The sequence below is a fragment of the Streptomyces sp. NPDC111802 genome, from assembly GCF_055634335.1.
In genome coordinates, this window is record NZ_JBVKCZ010000007.1 from 221,596 (window position 1) to 239,014 (window position 17,419).

16 protein-coding genes are annotated in these 17,419 nt (G+C 70.5%); 12 read left to right on the plus strand and 4 right to left on the minus strand.

Annotated elements, in window-relative coordinates; all coding sequences use genetic code 11:
• Positions 1 to 316 precede the first annotated feature (316 nt).
• Positions 317 to 970, minus strand: coding sequence for a uridine kinase family protein (locus tag ACZ7NC_RS10190; RefSeq protein ID WP_471486618.1), 654 nt, complete (start codon positions 968 to 970; stop codon positions 317 to 319).
• Positions 971 to 1,179: 209 nt separating this feature from the next.
• On the opposite strand from ACZ7NC_RS10190, the gene ACZ7NC_RS10195 reads away from it, so the two are divergent.
• From ACZ7NC_RS10195 to ACZ7NC_RS10215, 5 genes are all read left to right on the plus strand, one after another.
• The gene (locus ACZ7NC_RS10195) at positions 1,180 to 2,133 is read left to right on the plus strand and encodes a hypothetical protein (protein WP_471486620.1); all 954 of its coding nucleotides are present in this window, start codon (positions 1,180 to 1,182) and stop codon (positions 2,131 to 2,133) included.
• A gap of 37 nt (positions 2,134 to 2,170) precedes the next feature.
• Entirely contained in the window at positions 2,171 to 3,712 is a 1,542-nt protein-coding gene (locus tag ACZ7NC_RS10200) for an amino acid permease (protein ID WP_471486621.1), read from the plus strand.
• Positions 3,713 to 3,958: 246 nt separating this feature from the next.
• On the plus strand, positions 3,959 to 5,320 hold the full coding sequence (locus ACZ7NC_RS10205) for a peptidase C39 family protein (RefSeq protein ID WP_471486622.1): 1,362 nt from the start codon (positions 3,959 to 3,961) through the stop codon (positions 5,318 to 5,320).
• Positions 5,321 to 5,380: 60 nt separating this feature from the next.
• The gene (locus ACZ7NC_RS10210) at positions 5,381 to 5,521 is read left to right on the plus strand and encodes an SCO1431 family membrane protein (protein WP_471486624.1); all 141 of its coding nucleotides are present in this window, start codon (positions 5,381 to 5,383) and stop codon (positions 5,519 to 5,521) included.
• Positions 5,522 to 5,667: 146 nt separating this feature from the next.
• The gene (locus tag ACZ7NC_RS10215; RefSeq protein ID WP_471486626.1) at positions 5,668 to 6,327 is read left to right on the plus strand and encodes a TetR/AcrR family transcriptional regulator; all 660 of its coding nucleotides are present in this window, start codon (positions 5,668 to 5,670) and stop codon (positions 6,325 to 6,327) included.
• Between the two features lie 65 nt (positions 6,328 to 6,392).
• Here ACZ7NC_RS10215 and ACZ7NC_RS10220 read toward each other — a convergent pair whose 3' ends face one another.
• Positions 6,393 to 7,631, minus strand: a complete 1,239-nt coding sequence (locus ACZ7NC_RS10220; RefSeq protein WP_471486628.1) for a glycoside hydrolase family 18 protein — start codon at positions 7,629 to 7,631, stop codon at positions 6,393 to 6,395.
• Positions 7,632 to 7,965: 334 nt separating this feature from the next.
• On the opposite strand from ACZ7NC_RS10220, the gene ACZ7NC_RS10225 reads away from it, so the two are divergent.
• The 3 genes from ACZ7NC_RS10225 to ACZ7NC_RS10235 all read left to right on the plus strand — a co-directional run bounded on the left by ACZ7NC_RS10225 (position 7,966) and on the right by ACZ7NC_RS10235 (position 11,706).
• A complete protein-coding gene (locus ACZ7NC_RS10225) occupies positions 7,966 to 9,138 on the plus strand; it encodes an acyl-CoA dehydrogenase family protein (RefSeq protein ID WP_471486629.1) in 1,173 nt (390 codons plus the stop codon).
• 354 nt (positions 9,139 to 9,492) lie between these two features.
• Positions 9,493 to 10,596, plus strand: coding sequence for an Rv3169 family protein (locus ACZ7NC_RS10230; RefSeq protein WP_471486631.1), 1,104 nt, complete (start codon positions 9,493 to 9,495; stop codon positions 10,594 to 10,596).
• Between the two features lie 12 nt (positions 10,597 to 10,608).
• Positions 10,609 to 11,706, plus strand: a complete 1,098-nt coding sequence (locus tag ACZ7NC_RS10235; RefSeq protein WP_471486632.1) for a phosphotransferase family protein — start codon at positions 10,609 to 10,611, stop codon at positions 11,704 to 11,706.
• Positions 11,707 to 11,716: 10 nt separating this feature from the next.
• Here the strand turns inward: ACZ7NC_RS10235 and ACZ7NC_RS10240 are convergent, their stop codons facing one another.
• Positions 11,717 to 12,157, minus strand: coding sequence for a hypothetical protein (locus ACZ7NC_RS10240; RefSeq protein ID WP_471486634.1), 441 nt, complete (start codon positions 12,155 to 12,157; stop codon positions 11,717 to 11,719).
• 268 nt (positions 12,158 to 12,425) lie between these two features.
• On the opposite strand from ACZ7NC_RS10240, the gene ACZ7NC_RS10245 reads away from it, so the two are divergent.
• From ACZ7NC_RS10245 to fxsA, 4 genes are all read left to right on the plus strand, one after another.
• Positions 12,426 to 12,866, plus strand: a complete 441-nt coding sequence (locus tag ACZ7NC_RS10245; protein ID WP_471486725.1) for an Lrp/AsnC family transcriptional regulator — start codon at positions 12,426 to 12,428, stop codon at positions 12,864 to 12,866.
• 162 nt (positions 12,867 to 13,028) lie between these two features.
• Positions 13,029 to 14,642 carry an amidohydrolase gene (locus ACZ7NC_RS10250; protein ID WP_471486636.1) on the plus strand — a complete coding sequence of 538 codons (1,614 nt, stop codon included), beginning with the start codon at positions 13,029 to 13,031 and terminating at the stop codon, positions 14,640 to 14,642.
• 554 nt (positions 14,643 to 15,196) lie between these two features.
• Positions 15,197 to 16,018, plus strand: coding sequence for a polyprenol monophosphomannose synthase (locus ACZ7NC_RS10255; protein WP_471486637.1), 822 nt, complete (start codon positions 15,197 to 15,199; stop codon positions 16,016 to 16,018).
• Between the two features lie 52 nt (positions 16,019 to 16,070).
• Positions 16,071 to 16,625, plus strand: a complete 555-nt coding sequence (gene fxsA / locus ACZ7NC_RS10260) for an FxsA family membrane protein (RefSeq protein WP_471486639.1) — start codon at positions 16,071 to 16,073, stop codon at positions 16,623 to 16,625.
• 160 nt (positions 16,626 to 16,785) lie between these two features.
• Here the strand turns inward: fxsA and ACZ7NC_RS10265 are convergent, their stop codons facing one another.
• Complete coding sequence (locus ACZ7NC_RS10265; protein WP_403460538.1) at positions 16,786 to 17,160, minus strand: RNA polymerase-binding protein RbpA; 375 nt, start codon at positions 17,158 to 17,160, stop codon at positions 16,786 to 16,788.
• Positions 17,161 to 17,419: the final 259 nt, after the last annotated feature.

Here is a 17,419-nt window from a genome sequence, read left to right on the forward strand (position 1 = left end):
CCGTAGGTCGCACCGAGGGCATCGTACCTGCGAGGGCATGGCGCGCCCCAGGGTGCCGCACGGGCCGTTTGGCGAGGTGAGGGCGGATCGGGGGGAGCGGAGCCGGTGACCGAGGGTGACCGGATCACGCCTCTCGGCGCCCGAAAAGAGGGGTGAAGGCAGAACGAAGCCCCCGATCACGGGGGAACAACCGGGGGCTTCGCGTCTTCGGGCGGCCTCGAGTGACCGCACATTGAGAACGTAAGTCCTGTACGGCCCCCGGGTCAAGCCGAGTTGAGGCACTCCGGGAACTTGTCCGGCAGGGCTCTTCACGAGTTCAGCACATTGCCGATGGGTCGTCACCGTGTGTGATGGACTGGTCCGGTCCAACCGTCCCGGCAGGCCCGGGAGTCACCTCATATCCCTTGCCACACTGCCGAACCAGAAGGTCGGCGAAGGGCCGGGAAGGGTCGTCGGCGAAGTGTTCCCGCTCCGCCCCGACCCACCCGTCCCAGAACTCCCGCTGCTCGTCCCCGTCCCGCGAGCGTCCCCGGGCCCATGACTCCTCGCGCGGCAGCTCCATCCACAGCAGCCGGGCGAGATACGGCCGCAGCGCACGGCGTCCGGCGCCGACGCCCTCGACCAGGATCACCGGGGCGGGCGGCAGGGCGAGCGGCGGTCCGAAACGGCGGGCCCGCCAGTCGTAGGGGGTGTAGTGGGCGGTCCCGCCGTGTGCGAGCGGTGCGATGACCTGGGTCAGCAGGCGCTCGGTCCAGGCGAACAGCTCGTCATGGCTGGCGATGTCGTCGAGGTGCAGCACCGGGGCGTCGTCCAGCGCCCGGGCCAACTGCCCGGCGAACGTGGACTTTCCGGAGCCGGCGTGTCCGTCGACGCCGATCAGGCGTACCGGGCCGCAGGACGGGGGGAGGCGGCGCAGCCGCGTGGCGAGGTCGTGAATCGTTTTTCCTGAAAGCTGAGCGGGGGTGGGCATATTTCGTTGGAACATTCTAGTAGTGGGTGAAAGCGGATGGGGCGGCGGGATGAGAAAAGGTGTCGCTTTGAACTAGCCGTCGGATGTCCGCAAAGCCGCCGAAAAACTCCGGCCACCACGGTGAAATCCACGTTCCGGTTGGGGCCCACGCTGAGTAAGGTGCCAGGTGCGCAACTGTGAGGTGACGTAACGGGGATGGGCTGGGACACATGGCCGCGGGGTTATTCGAGGGGCAGTATCTCTGGCATCCGGCGGCCGACGACCGTGTGCTGGCGAGCGTCTGCGTCGATGTCCGGGCCGGGCGTTGGCTGAGCGCCCGCGACGCCCTGGCCGAAACTCGCGGTGGCTTCGGCCTGCGGGCCCACCGCTCCCTCGTGCTCGCCTCGGAGGCCGCCGACTCCGACCTCGTCGAGCGCTGGCAGGCCGAGGAACCCGGCCCCGAGGCGGCCCTGATGTGGGCCCGGGTGGCCGTGCTGCGGGCGATGCGCGCGGCCGACATGCGTGACCCGCGGACCGAGGCGCTGGAGCGGATAGCGCTGGCCGCCTGCGACCGGGCCGCCACGGCGGACCCAGCCGACCCCACACCCTGGGTGGCCAAGCTGGCCATGGCCCGGCTGCACCGGCTGCGTGACCAGGCCCCGCGCGGGCTGCTCACCGCACCGGCCGGCCCATGGCGCCTGTTCGCGCACGTCCTCTCGCTGGACGCCTGGCACCGCGAGGCCCATCACCGCTTCCTGGCCTGCTTCTTCCCCCGGTACGGCGGCTCCGTGACCGCCGCCTGGGACGTCGCCGCCTTCCTCGGCCAGCGCGCGCCCGCCGACTCGCCGCTGCGCCTGCTCCCGCTGGTCGCCCTGGTCGAGTGCTACGACCCGACCCAACTGCTCGCCGACCGGGTCTGGGAGCAGCCGCAGTGGCGCTCGACCGCCCTGTCGATCCACCACAACTGGCTGCCCACGGTCGCCGACTACCCCTTCACTCCCGTCCTCGACCTGGCTTATCTCGCGCATGCCCTGGTCATGGCCGGGTGCGCGACGCAGGCGCACACCGTCTTCACGGCGATGGGCCCCTACGCCTCGCGCATGCCCTGGTCCGTCTTCGGCGACCCGGCCGAGCAGCTGTCCCGGGCGCGCCGCGCCTGCGGGCTGCCCGTACCGGCCGCCTGACGCACCACAACCCCCCACCGAGAGAAAGGTCCGGCCCGTGTCACACCGGATATCCGCGCCGCGTGCCCGAGCACGCGGGGGAGCGGATCCGAACGCACTGGACGACGACGCGACGCTGCATGCGATGGGTTATCCGAGAAAACTCACGCGGCGCTTTCAGGCGTTCGACAATTTCGCCATCTCGTTCACCATCATCAACATCATCTCGGGTATCTTCTCGGGCTTCGGATTCGGTCTGAACGCCGGCGGCCCGAGCATTCTCGTCTTCGGCTGGATCGGTGTATCCGTCATGGTGCTCTTCGTGGGAGCAGCGATGGCGGAAGTCGCCTCGGCCTATCCGACGAGCGGCGCGCTGTATTTCTCCGCCGGGAAACTCGCCAAACGGCACAAGGGCGCCTGGTCCTGGTACACCGGCTGGCTGAACTTCGTGGGCCAGGTCGGTGGCACGGCCGCCACCGGGTACGCCGCCGCCACCTTCGTGCAGGCCTTCATCGCCCTGCAGTGGCCCTCGTACCAGCCGACCGGCCACCGCACGGTGCTGATCGCGGCGCTGATCATCGTGATGCAGGGGCTCGCCAACACCTACACCGTGCAGCTGGTCGCCGTACTGAACCGGATCTCGGTGTGGTGGCTGCTCGGGGGACTCGTGATCATCGTGAGCGCCCTGATCGTGATTCCCGATCATCACCAGCCGGCTTCGTACGTCACGCATTTCGCGAACAACACCGGTTTCACGAGTGCCCTTTACGGCGGGATGCTCGGTCTGCTGGTGACCAGCTGGACCTTCACCGGCTTCGACGGCAGCTTCCACATGTCCGAGGAAACGGTCCGCGCGACGGTCAACGCGCCGAAGGGGATCACCAGGGCGATCGGTTACTCGGCAATCGCCGGGCTGCTGCTGATGCTGGCACTGGTCTACAGCATTCGTGACTACGACCGTGTGGCGGGCGCCGACGCCCCGCCCGTGCAGATCCTGATCGACGGGCTCGGCGTGGGCGGCGCGAAGGCGCTGCTGCTGATCGTGATCGGCGCGATGCTCTTCTGCGGCCTCGCCAATCTCACCAGCAACACCCGGCAGATCTTCGCCTTCTCCCGGGACGGCGCGATGCCCGGTTCGCGCTGGTGGCACTCGGTCTCGCCGCGCACCCGCACGCCCGTCAAGGCGGTCTGGCTGGCGGTCGGCTGCTCGCTGACGCTCGTGGTGCCCGGCTGGTGGTCGCACACGGCGTTCACGGCCATCGTCAGCGTCAATGTCGTGGGGCTCTTCCTCGCCTACGCCGTCCCGATCCTGCTGCGGCTGCGGCTCGGTGACGAGTTCCAGCCGGGCCCCTGGCATCTGGGCCGCTGGGGCAGGCCGGTCGGGATCGTCGCGGTGAGCTGGATCCTGCTCAGCAGCGTCCTGTTCATGCTGCCGCAGGCCTCGCCGGTCACCGCCGACTCGTTCAATTACGCGCCGGTCGCCCTGGCCGTGGTCCTGGCCGTGGCCACGGTGTGGTGGTTCACCACCGCCCGCCGCCGCTTCCACGGCCCGGTCAGCTACGGCCGTCCGGACGAGGTGGCGGCGATGGACCTGGTCTGACGCGTCGTCATCGGTCCCGGTGCGCCCGTCGCGGCGGTGGGCACCGGGACCCCGGCTCGCTCATCTCGCCCCGTTCGTACTGCGGTTGGGCCGGCGGCCACCCCCCGGACATGTCAGTGGTCGACACCAATATTCGTGGGCGCGCCAGGGGCCGAAGTGCTGGCAGACGGTGCCACCTGCGTTCATAGTTGGCGGACAGCCATGCACAGGATCCGCCCGACTCGGACACCTGGGGGTCTTCCGCCCATGAGCAGAGCCGAACAGCCGTCTCGCAGAACCGTCCTCGCCGCCGCGGTCGCCGCTGCCGTCGCCGGCGGCGCGGGGCCGGCCGCCGCCGACACCACCGGCGAGGCCGCCGCCCCCGCCGACGCCCCGGCCCGGACCGTCGACAACCGCGCCTGGACCACATACGCCGACTGGTGCTGCGGCACCGCCGACGGCACCGGCGCCGTCGCGGGCGCCCGCCCAGGAATCGTGATCGCCACACCCGTCGGCACCACCGACTACACGGACCCCCACACCGGCCGCACCGCCCGCTGGGAGTACGCGACCTGGACCTCCCCCGTCCACCGGCTCAGCGTCCCCGCGACCGAGGCGATCGCCTCCTGGAACGCCCACACCCCCGCCGGCACCTGGCTCCAGATCGAACTCGCCGGGAACTACTCCGACGGCACCGAGACCCCCTGGTACGTGATGGGCCGCTGGGCGGCCGGCGACCAGGACATCCGGCGGACGTCGGTCGACGACCAGAGCGACGGCAGGAGCAGCGTCTGGACGGACACGTTGGCCATCGACGACCCGGCGACCGGGCTGCGCCTGGCCTCGTACCGCCTGCGGCTGACCCTCTACCGCGCGCCCGGCACGAACAGCACCCCCAAGGTCTGGCGGGTCGGCGCCATGGGCTCCGACGTCCCCGACCGCTTCACCGTCCCGGCCTCCACCCCAGGCCTCGCCCAGGAGCTGGCCGTTCCGCGCTACTCGCAGGAGATCCACGTCGGCCAGTACCCGGAGTACGACAACGGCGGCGAGGCCTGGTGCAGCCCCACCTCCTCGCAGATGATCGTCGAGTACTGGGGCGGCCGCCTCACCCCGGAACAGCTGGCCTGGGTCGACCCCTCGTTCGCCGACCCGCAGATCTGCCACGCGGCCCGGTTCACCTTCGACTACCAGTACGACGGCTGCGGGAACTGGCCGTTCAACGCCGCCTACGCGGCCACCTTCGACGACCTCCAGGGCGTGGTCACCCGGCTCGGCTCGCTCACCGACCTGGAGACGCTGATCGCGGCCGGTATCCCGGCCATAACGTCCCAGTCCTTCCTGGCGGCGGAGCTGACCGGGGCCGGGTACGGCACCGCCGGTCATCTGATGACGGTCATAGGGTTCACCGCTGACGGCGACGTGATCGCCAACGACCCGAACTCACCGAGCAACGAGGCGGTGCGGCGCGTCTACAAGCGGCGCGAGTGGGAGAACATCTGGCTGCGGACCAAGCGGTACAACGCCCAGGGCAAGGTCGTCTCCGGCACCGGCGGCGTCTGCTACCTCTACTTCCCGGCGCGTCCGACCCCGCACCAGCGGGCCGCGCTCGCGGCGGTGGGAGTGCGCTGAGCCGGATGACGTGAGGAACGTCTCTGCCGCAAAAGCCCTTCCCGGTGGCAAGGTGGGCATATGACCACGCACTCCACCGCGGCCGCCCGTGTCCGCACCGGCGGCCCCAGGGAAGACGGCCCGAAGATCGTCGAGCACATCATGGGCTGGACCCTTGTTGTGGTCGTAGCGATGCTGGTGACCCAGCTCGGTCTGCTGTGAGCTGACACACACGGGGCGCTTTGATCGGACATTTACCGACCCGATGGTGAGCGGACGCATCAGAGTCGATCACACTCGAACGAGCAGTAGGTGAAGGTCTGCCATACTGCGGATGTCCCGCCGCCCGTTGAACAACAGGGTCGAAATTGAATATCAGTCAACAGCGCGACGCGGCCCGTCCCCGGGCCCGCGGCACCGAGCGTTCCGTAGCGCGCCGTGCCGAACTCATCGCCATCGGCCGTAAGTTGTTCGCGGACACGTCGTACGACGCCCTCTCCATGGACGACATCGCCCGGCAGGCCCATGTCGCCAAGGGGCTCATCTACTACTACTTCCAGTCCAAGCGCGGCTACTACCTGGCGATCATCCAGGACTCCGTCGTCGACCTGGTCGCCTACGCGGCGAGCGGCCTCGAACTCAAGCCGGTGGACCGGGTCCACCGCACCATCGACAGCTATCTGCGCTACGCCGAGCACAACCAGGCCTCCTACCGCACCATCGTCAGCGGTGGCGTCGGCTTCGACACCGAGGTGCACGCCATCCGGGACGGCGTGCGCGAGGCCATCGTCGCGACCATCGCCGAGGGCGCGTACGGCCGTACAGACATCGCCCCGCTGGCCCGGATGGGCCTGCTCGCCTGGGTGTGCAGCGTCGAGGGCGCCACCTTGGACTGGATAGACCGCCCCGAGCTGCCCAGGGACACCATGCGCGAACTGCTGGTGAAGATGCTCGGCGGCACCATGCGCTCCATCGAGGAACTCGACCCCGCCTACCGGGCCCCGGAGCCGGCCCGCCGGGACGACTGACCCGACGGCGCGCGCATGGGGCGGAGGTCTCGTGGCCCTCCGCCCCAAGCCCCCCGTGGGACCGGCTAGTTGATGGCCTTGATCAGCTCACCGTTCGCCGTGTCCCCGCTCAGCTCCCAGAAGAACGTTCCGCCCAGCCCCTGCTGGTTCTTGTACGTCATCTTGGTCGCGATGGTCGCGGGGGTGTCGTAACTCCACCAGTTGCTCCCGCACTTGGCGTACGCGGTGCCGCCCACCGTGCCGGTCGCCGGGCACTTGGACTTGAGCACCTTGTAGTCCTCGATGCCTGCCTCGTAGGTGCCGGCAGCCGCCCCGGTCGCCGTGCCGCCCGGTGCCGACTGGGTGACGCCGGTCCAGCCGCGGCCGTAGAAGCCGATGCCGAGCAGCAGCTTGGACGACGGGACACCGAGACCCTTGAGCTTGGCGATGGTCGCCGAGGTGTGGAAGTCCGCCTTCGGAATGCCGGCGTAGGAGTTCAGCGCCGAGTGCGGAGCCGTCGGGCCGGTCGCGTCCCAGGCGCCGAAGAAGTCGTACGTCATCGGGTTGTACCAGTCGACGTACTGTGCCGCGCCCGCGTAGTTCGCCGCGTCGATCTTGCCGCCGCTGGTCGCGTCGGCCGTGATCGCCGCGGTGACCAGGTTGCCGGAGCCGAACTTGGCGCGCACCGCCGACATCAGGTTCTTGAAGGCCTCACGGCCGCTGGTGTCACAGGTGGCGCCGCAGGCGTTGGGGTACTCCCAGTCGATGTCGATGCCGTCGAAGACATCGGCCCACTTGGAGTTCTCGACCAGGTCGTAGCAGGACTGGGCGAACGCGGCCGGGTTGCGCGCGGCCTCGCCGAAGCCGCTCGACCAGGTCCACCCGCCGAAGGACCAGAGGACCTTCAGGCCCGGGTGCTTCTTCTTCAGCTCGCGCAGCTGGTTGAAGGTGCCGCGCAGCGGCTGGTCCCAGGTGTCGGCGACGCCGTCCACCGACTCGGCGGCGGTGTAGGTGCGTTCGGTCGCGGCGTAGGAGTCGCCGATCGCGCACTTGCCGCCGGTGACATTGCCGAAGGCGTAGTTGATGTGGGTGAGCTTGTTCGCCGAGCCCGAGGTCTCGATGTTCTTGACGTAGTACTTGCGGTCGTAGGTGCCCCATTCCGTGAAGTAGCCGACGACCTTGGAGCCGGCGGCCAGTTTCGGCGAGGAGGCGGGTTCGGCGGTGGCGGTGCCCGCGCCGGCGAGCAGTCCGGCGCCGAGGACGGCCGCGCACAGGGCGGACACGAGAGCCCGCGGCCGGAGGCGGGGGCGGTGCGAGAGGTGCATCGGGTGTCTCCTCGTGGGGGAGAGGGGAGCATGCTCCGATTGGCATGAACGCGCTGATGCGTTGATCCGTCACCGTAGGAGGACTAGACCAGTACGTCAATGGTTCGGACCAATTTCGACACCGTCGATAACTTGCTGGATACTTCTTTGAGTGAGCGGTCGTTAACCGGTGACTCGATGCCTCCGATCGGGCATACTCACAGCGCACAGCCGCTGGTCAGCAGCTTCCGAGACCCGGGAGTGCGAGCATCGGCCCGGCACCAGTGAGACCCGGCGGAGCCGCCCCACCCAAGGCGTACGTCCGCCGACGTGCCCGACAGGGAGGATCGTCGCCATGCCCGACCGCGCCCCGCAGCCGGTGGACCGTCAACTGCCCACGGACGAGGCCCGGGATCTGCTCTCGCTCGTCCGCGACATCGCGCAGCGCGAGATCGCCCCGAAGGCGGCCGAGGAGGAGGACGCCGGACGCTTCCCGCGCGAGGTCTTCACCCTGCTCTCCGAGTCCGGACTGCTCGGTCTGCCGTACGACTCCGAGTACGGCGGCGGCGACCAGCCGTACGAGGTCTATCTGCAGGTCCTGGAGGAGCTCGCCGCGGCGCGCCTCACCGTCGGCCTCGGCGTCAGCGTGCACACCCTCGCCTCCTACGCCCTCGCCGCCTACGGCACCAAGCAGCAGCAGGTCGAGCACCTGCCCGCGATGCTCGGCGGCGGGCTGCTCGGCGCGTACTGCCTCTCCGAGCCGGCGTCGGGCTCGGACGCGGCATCGCTGCGCACCAAGGCCGTACGGGACGGCGGCGACTGGGTGATCACCGGCACCAAGGCCTGGATCACCCACGGCGGCATCGCCGACTTCTACACCGTCATGGCCCGCACCGGCGAGGACGGTCCACGCGGGATCAGCGCCTTCCTGGTGCCCGGTGACGCGGCCGGCGTCAGCGCGGCGGCGCCCGAGAAGAAGATGGGCATGAAGGGGTCGCCCACGGCCCAGGTCCACTTCGACGGCGTCCGGGTCTCCGACGACCGGCGCATCGGCGACGAAGGCCAGGGCTTCGCGATCGCCCTGTCCGCCCTCGACTCCGGCCGGCTCGGCATCGCGGCCTGCGCGATCGGCGTGGCGCAGGCCGCGCTGGACGAGGCGGTGTCGTATGCGACCGAGCGCCGGCAGTTCGGCAAGCCGATCGCCGACTTCCAGGGCCTGCGCTTCATGCTCGCCGACATGGCGACCCAGATCGAGGCGGGCCGCGCGCTGTACCTCGCGGCGGCACGGCTGCGCGACGTGGGCCGGCCGTTCGCCAAGCAGGCGGCGATGGCGAAACTGCACTGCACCGACACGGCGATGAAGGTCACCACCGACGCCGTCCAGATCCTCGGTGGATACGGCTACACCGCGGACTTCCCGGCCGAGCGCTATATGCGCGAGGCCAAGGTCCTGCAGATCGTCGAGGGCACGAACCAGATCCAGCGGATGGTCATCGCCCGTCACCTAGCTGGTCCCGAGGGACGCTGAACTGACCGTGCTTGACCTGCGGCGCCGCGAGCCGGATCCACTCCGGGTCGTGGCGCCCGGGCAGGGTGCGGCCCCGGTCGGCCCACATCCGCATCAGATCGCGGTAGATCGGCGGATCCTGCGGCTGCGGCGGTGCCGACGGCTGAAGCGATCCTGCGGGCCGGGGGACGAAGACTCGGCGCTGGGGCCCGGTCCCGTAGTAGGTGTGGGGCATACCAGGGCAACGCGGAGGTGGGGGGACAAGTCACCGCCGGTCGGAATCGGGCGTGAGTTCAGCCGCGTCCGGTTCCCTCTCTGGTCACCCGAGGCTGTCTGACGTACCGTCAGCCCAGCCCGCGTCCAGGGAGGCTTGCCGTGGCCGACGACGACCGCCCGGTACCGCTCGACGAGTACCCGGTGCACCAGGTGCCCCTGTCCATGAAGCACGTCGCGACCAGCGACCGCAACGCCTACGACCGCTGCATCTTCCACGTCCTCGACCACCGGGGACGGGCCCTGCTGATCCTCGGGCTCGGGGTGTACCCGAACCTCGAGGTGATCGACGCCTACGCGACCCTCAGGGTGGGGGACACCCTGTACGCCGTGCGGGCCTCGGACGCGCTCGGCGAGGACCGGATGCGGCTCGCCGTCGGGCCGCTGCGGATCGAGGTCGACGAGCCGCTGCGCCGACTGCGGCTCGTGTGCGACGACGACTCGCTGTCGTACGACCTCTCCTGGACCGCCGACTTCCCGGCCCTGTGGGAACCCCATCACGTCCAGCGCCGCGGTGACCGGCTCACCCTCGAAGGGCGCCGTTTCGTGCAGGCGGGAAGCGTGACGGGGGTGATCCGGGCCGCCGGAGAGGAGTTCCGGGTCACCGCCGCCGAGTGGACCGGCACCCGGGACCGCAGCTGGGGTGTGCGGCCCATACCGGGGGAGGAGGGCGGACGGCTGGCCGAGGAGCACCCGACCGAGGGCTTCCACTGGATCTGGTGCCCGGTCCGCTTCGAGGACCGCTTCCTGATGGTGATCGTCCAGGAGGACGCGGACGGCCATCGCTCGCTGAACGAGGCGACGCTGGTCCGCCCCGGCCACCGCGACCGCCAACTGGGCTGGCCCCAGGCCGAGATCACCTACCGCTCCGGCACCCGCCACCCCGAACACGCCCTCATCCACCTCGGCGACCTGCGCAAGCCGCAGGAGCTGGAAGTGGAGATCCTCACCTCCTCCCCGCTCGCCATCGGCGCCGGCTACCCGCCCGCCGACGACTGGCAGCACGGCACCTGGCGCGGCAGCGGCTGGACCGACCGGCGCACCTACGACCTCACCGCGGCCCACCCCTTGGCCGCGTACGGCGTCACCGACCACGCGGCGCGCTTCCGCCTCGACGGCCGGATCGGCCACGGGATCTTCGAGCACGGCACGTTCGGGCGGCACGACCCGAGCGGCTTCGCGGACTTCAAGTCGGTCGCACCCTAGGGGGTTCACGTCATGGCAGCCACGGCACCCCGCCCGCGCACCACGACCCGTGACCCCGAGGAGCTCACCCGCCGCCTCACCGCCTGGCTCGGCACCCGGCTGCCCGGCGCCCGAGCGGTCGGCGTCACCCTCCCCGAGTCCAACGGTCTGTCCAGCGAGACCCTGCTCTTCGACATCGAGCATCCCCAACCGCCCGCGCGCGCCTGCGCGTTGCGGCTCGCGGCGGACCCGGCGGCGTACACCGTCTTCCCGGTGTACGACATGCCGCGCCAGTACCGGACGATGCGGCTGGTCGCCGAGCGGTCCGACCTGCCCGTGCCGAAGGTGCTGTGGCTGGAGGAGGACCCGGGCCCGCTCGGGGCGCCCTTCTTCGTCATGGAGCGGGTCGAAGGGCGGGTGCCGCCGGACGTCATGCCGTACACCTATGAGGGCAACTGGCTGCACACGGCGAGCGACGAGGAGCGCGAGCGGCTGGAGGCGGCGACGGTGGGGCTGTTGGCGCGGCTGCACGACCAAGTGCCCTTGAAGGAAGCCGAGTTCCTGGCGCTTCCGGGCGAGGGTGACGCACTGCGGCGGCATGTCACGGCCCAACGCGCGTACTACGAATGGGTGGTTGACGGACTCGCCCGCTCACCGCTGATCGAGGACGCCTTCGACCGTCTGGAGGAACTCTGGCCCCGCGATCCGGGCACACCCGTGCTCAACTGGGGCGACGCGCGCATCGGAAACATCGTCTACGACGGTTTCGAACCCACGGCCGTCCTGGACTGGGAGATGGCGGCGCTCGCCCCGCGCGAGGTCGACCTCGGCTGGACCGTCTATCTGCACCGCTTCTTCCACGACCTGACGGTCGCCTTCGGGCAGCGCGGACTGCCGGACTTCCTGCGCCGCGACCGGGTCGAGGCCCGCTATGCCGACCTCACCGGCCACACCCCGCGCGACATGGACTTCTACACGCTGTACGCCGCCCTGCGGCACGGCGTCGTCATGCTGCGGATCGCCTACCGCCAGGCCTACTTCGGCGAAGTCGCCGTCCCGGCGGACCCGGACACACTGATCCTGCACCACGGCAGCCTGCGAGCCATGGTGCAGGGCAGCTACTGGGATTGAGCGAGCCGGTTCAGGCAGCCTGGCGGCGCATCTCCGGCACGCGCATGGGGCGCGAGCCCGGGCCGCCGACGTGCGAGAAGGGCTGTGTCCGCCAGTCCAGCCCCTGAGGGAGCGTCAACAGGAGGGCGGTGTCCTGCTCCTGGGGCTCCAGGGACTCGTCCGCCGAGCGGGCCTCGGTGGCCCTGCGGCCTGTACCGGCACAGACCGTGAGGCCGAACGGGTTCCACGGCGAGGCGCACAGCGCGTGCTCCGGCAGGACCTCCTCGTCCGCCAGCAGGGCGATGGGCTGCGCGCAGTCCGGGCAGATCACCCGGTACATCTCGTAGGTGTCGTACGCGTCGAGTTCGTCGTCCTCCTCCAGGGCGTCGGGTTCGACGCCCTCCGGAGCGGGCTCGACGACCGGCTGCGGCCGCTTGGGCGTGGTACGACCAGGGCGCTTAAGACTCTGCATGGGTTCTCCCCCTCGGGCTGGGCCGTGAAGGCACTGCGGCCTCGACCACAGCAAGCACTTCCCGCCTGCTCTCGGCGTTAATCACGGGGGCATCACGGAGGCTGTTCGAGGCCTGTGGCCTTCGTCACATGCCGCTCGCAGGTGCCCAGGGCGGCCGGTTTTGTCCCCCGGGCGGCGCACAGCCGGCCGACAGCCACCTCACAAACCGGGCATGACCTGGGCCGCTCAGGTATCCGAGGAGATCAACCGCACTGTAGGTTCTTGCGCCATGGAGGAGCTGGACCGGCAAATCGTGCAGCTGCTCGTCAAGGACGGGCGGATGAGTTACACCGATCTGGGCAAGGCCACCGGCCTGTCCACGTCGGCCGTGCACCAGCGGGTGCGGCGGCTGGAGCAGCGTGGCGTCATCCGTGGCTATGCCGCGGTCGTGGACTCCGAGGCGGTGGGGCTGCCCATGACCGCGTTCATCTCGGTGAAACCGTTCGATCCCAGTGCGCCGGACGACATCGCGGACCGGCTTGCCGATGTGCCCGAGATCGAGGCCTGCCACAGTGTGGCGGGCGACGAGAACTACATCCTCAAGGTCCGGGTGGCGACACCGCACGAACTGGAGGAACTGCTGGGGCGGGTGCGGGCGCTGGCGGGGGTGTCCACGCGGACGACCGTCGTGCTGTCCACGCCGTACGAGGCACGACCGCCGCGGATCTGACGACTGCGGATCTTCGCCGTGGAGCTGTTCGTCGCTCCCGGCCGCCGGTGATCGGCGGCTGGTGATCGGTGGGCGGTCGCGCAGTTGCCCGCGGCCCTTAGAGGCGCGTCAAGTCGGCCCCTGGTTCCGGTGCGGCGACGGCGAGGCGCGAAACTGTCTCCCATGAGTGACACCACCGCCCAGCCGCAGACCGTCCTCCTCCGCCGAGGAGAAGTCCACAGCCCCGCCGACCCCTTCGCCACCGCGATGGTCGTGGAGCGCGGCCAGGTCGCCTGGGTCGGGTCCGAAGGCGCCGCCGACGCCTTCGCGGACGGTGTGGACGAGGTCGTCGATCTGGACGGTGCCCTGGTCACCCCCGCGTTCACCGACTCCCATGTGCACACCACCGCCACGGGCCTCGCCCTGACCGGCCTCGATCTGTCCGGCGCCCCTTCCCTGGAGGCGGCACTCGCTCTGGTGCGGGACTTCGCCGCCGCCCGGCCGAACGACCGCGTCCTCCTCGGCCACGGCTGGGACGCCTCCCGCTGGCCCGGTGGCCGCCCGCCGACGCGCGCCGAACTCGACGCGGCCACCGGCGGCCGCCCTCTCTACCTCTCCCGCATCGACGTCCACTCGGCCGTCGTCACCACGGCCCTGCTGGACATGACGCCCGGCGCCCTCGGCGCGGACGACGCCCCGCTCGTCGCCGACGCCCACCACGCCGTACGCGCCACCGCGCTGGCCTCCATCACCCCGGCCCAGCGCATCGAGGCCCAGCGTGCCGCCCTCGCCCGCGCCGGCGCCCTCGGTATCGGCACCGTCCACGAGTGCGGCGGGCCGGAGATCTCCTCCGAGGACGACTTCGTCGGCCTCCTCCGGCTCGCCGCCGACGAGGCGGGGCCCAGGGTCGTCGGTTACTGGGCGCAGCAGGGCGACGAAGGCGTCGCCAAGGCGCGTGAGCTGGGCGCGGTCGGCGCGGCCGGTGACCTCTTCGTCGACGGCGCCCTCGGCTCGCACACCGCCTGTCTGCACCAGCCGTACGCCGACGCCGCCCACACCGGCACCGCCTACCTGGACACGGCCGCCGTCGCCGCCCATGTCACCGCCTGTACCGAGGCAGGCCTCCAGTCGGGCTTCCACGCGATCGGCGACGCCGCCGTGACCGCCGTGGTGGAGGGCGTACGCGCCGCCGCCGACAAGATCGGCCTCGCCCGTGTCCGCGCCGCCCGGCACCGCGTCGAGCACGCCGAGATGCTCACGCCGGACACCGTCGCGGCCTTCGCCGAGCTGGGCCTGACGGCCTCCGTGCAACCCATGTTCGACGCGCTGTGGGGCGGTGAGGACGGCATGTACGCCAAGCGCCTCGGCGTCGAACGCGCCCGTTCCCTCAACCCCTTCGCGGCCCTGCTGCGCGCCGGCGTCCCGCTCGCCTTCGGCTCCGACAGCCCCGTCACGCCCCTGGACCCCTGGGGCACGGTCCGTGCGGCGGCCTTCCACCACACGCCCGAGCACCGGGTCTCGGTGCGCGCCGCGTTCACGGCGCACACGCGCGGCGGCTGGCGGGCCGTCGGACGCGACGACGCGGGTGTCCTGGTGCCGGGCGCGCCCGCCGACTACGCCGTGTGGCGCACCGACGAACTGGTCGTCCAGGCCCCCGACGACCGGGTCGCACGCTGGTCCACCGACCCCCGCTCGGGCACCCCTGGCCTGCCCGACCTGACCCCGGGCCGCGACCTCCCGGTCTGCCTGCGCACGGTGGTGGGCGGACGAACGGTCTTCGTACGGCCGGGCGAGTGATCTCCCGGGGTGGCGCGAACCCGATTACTTCGCGCCGCCCCGTCGCGCGACCTGCGTATCCTCTGCGTTGACCAGCAAAAGGGGCGAAAAGTCGCAGGTCAAACGGCTGTTGACAGGCGGAGGCCGGAGGCCGGTAGGTTCGGCCGAGTCCACCACCGGACGCCCGACCGGACAACCGAGAAACTTCCGGGAACCCGTCGCAACGCCGCTGGGTCAGGGACGGTGTGCCGCACCGGGGCACCGCCACTGGGAGCCAGGCTCAGCGCTCGCGCGGCGACGACGGAACTTTCCGGCCGGTCGGGGAGGTGTGACCCGGGTGGGGCCCGGGCGCTCAGTAGACAACGGCTTTCGGTCGACCCGCAGCCAGCGGGTCCCAGGTCGGCCCGAAGGGCGCCGGGCCCCCATCCGCAGCAGTGGCGCCCCGTCGCAGTCACGCAAAACCCACACTTACCCCGCTCTTGTGGATTCGACACCGCCATACGAACGTGCTGTCACGTCAGCGCAGGCAGCGCCCACTATGGTGGACGTCTGCGTACGGAAGTGAAGGGGCAGCAGTGAACGACGGCGACGGGACCCTCGGGGCACAGGACCGCGGGAGGCGGTTCGGGCCGCTCGGCACGGCGTTGGTGATCATTCCGACCTACAACGAGGCGGAGAACATCAAGAGCATCGTCGGCCGGGTCCGCAAGGCGGTCCCCGAGGCGCACGTGCTGGTGGCCGACGACAACAGCCCCGACGGCACCGGCAAGCTCGCGGACGAACTGGCCGCCGAGGACGACCATGTGCAGGTCCTGCACCGGAAGGGCAAGGAGGGCCTGGGCGCCGCCTACCTCGCGGGCTTCCGCTGGGGCATCGAGCACGACTACGGCGTCCTGATCGAGATGGACGCCGACGGCTCCCACCAGCCCGAGGAGCTGCCCCGTCTGCTGACCGCCCTCAAGGGCGCGGACCTGGTCCTCGGCTCCCGCTGGGTGCCCGGCGGCCGGGTGGTGAACTGGCCCAAGTCCCGCGAGTTCATCTCCCGCGGCGGCAGCCTCTACTCCCGGCTCGCCCTGGACCTCCCCCTGCGCGACATCACGGGTGGCTACCGCGCCTTCCGCCGCGAGACCCTCGAAGGCCTCGGCCTCGCCGACGTGGCCTCCCAGGGCTACTGCTTCCAGGTCGACCTCGCCCGCCGCGCGGTCAAGGCCGGCTACCACGTCGTCGAGGTGCCGATCACCTTCGTCGAGCGCGAACTCGGGGACTCCAAGATGAGCCGCGACATCCTGGTCGAGGCGCTGTGGCGGGTCACCACATGGGGAGCGCAGGAGCGGGTGGGCAAGCTGCTGGGCCGCGCCAAGCCGTCATCGTCGTCGCAGCCGCCCTCACAGGCGTAGGCCCACGGCCGCACTTATCCCGCTCTGAGCCGCGTCCAGGCACACTGGACGCATGACGACTGGCGCACCGACCCCCACCTATCCGGCCCCGCCCCGGCGCTCCCGGCTGCGCACCTTCCTGCCGCTGGGCATCGCCGCGTGGCTGGTGCTGGAGATCTGGCTGCTGACCGTGGTCGCGGGCGCGACGAGCGGCCTCGTAGTGTTCCTGCTGCTGGTCGCCGGTCTGGTCCTGGGCTCGGTGGTCATCAAGCGGGCGGGCCGACGCGCGTTCCAGGCGTTGAACGAGGCGCTGCAACGCGGCGGCACCCCGGCGAGCGGTGGTGGCAACGGCCTGATGATGCTGGGCGGCCTGCTGATCATGCTGCCGGGCCTGATCTCCGACGCGCTGGGCCTGCTCCTGCTGATCCCGCCGGTGCAGAAGGCCCTGAGCGGCTATGCGGAGCGGTCCTTCGACAAGCGGCTGCGTGAGGCGAGCCCCGGTTCGTTCGGCGACGCCTTCCAGCAGGCCCGCATTCACCGCCCCGACGGCAAGGTCGTGCAGGGTGAGGTCATCAGGGACGAGCCCCGGGACGACCCGAAGGGGCCCAAGCCGCCGCTGACCGGCTGAGCGGTCCCGGCGCCGGTGCCGAGCAGGTCCCGGTGCTGAGAACTTCCCGGTGCCGATCTCGATCCGAGCACACGAAAACCGCGGGCGCCGTACGTGATGACCACGTACGGCGCCCGCGGTTGTACGCGTTGCCTGGTGGAACGTCCAAGCCGCGCAGGGACTAGGCCGTCTTGCGGCTGTCCCGGGGGTGAACCGCGATGTTCATCGCCCCGGAGCGCAGAACGGCGAGACGCTCCTCGAGGACCTCTTCGAGTTCCTCACGGGTGCGCCGCTCCATCAGCATGTCCCAATGTGTACGCGCGGGCTTGGCCTTCTTCTCCTCGGGGCCGTCGCCATCCACAAGGAGTGCCTGGGCTCCGCAGACCTTGCACTCCCACTCCGGCGGGATCTCCGCCTCCACCGAGAAGGGCATCTCGAAGCGGTGCCCCTTCTCGCATGCGTACTCCACGGCCTGGCGCGGGGCCAGGTCGATGCCGCGGTCCGTCTCGTAGCTGGTCACCACGAGGCGCGTGCCGCGAAGAGCTCGCTCACTCATGAATCGTGCCTCCCGGGCTTGTCGCCCACAGGACTGATGTCGCTGTCGTCGTCATCCGGTCAACGTCCGGTCGGCGGTAAAGATTCCCGTTCCGCGTCACGTTCCGGGTCGTGCGTCGCCGTCGTAGCCGCAGCCTTGCTGACCAATGTCGTACCCACCGGCGCCCGGTTTGTCACATCTGCTAGCAGATGTAACCCAGCGTTTCGGCATCTTTGACGCGCAGTAACGGTACGCCTGGCAGGCCAAACGCGTACACTAC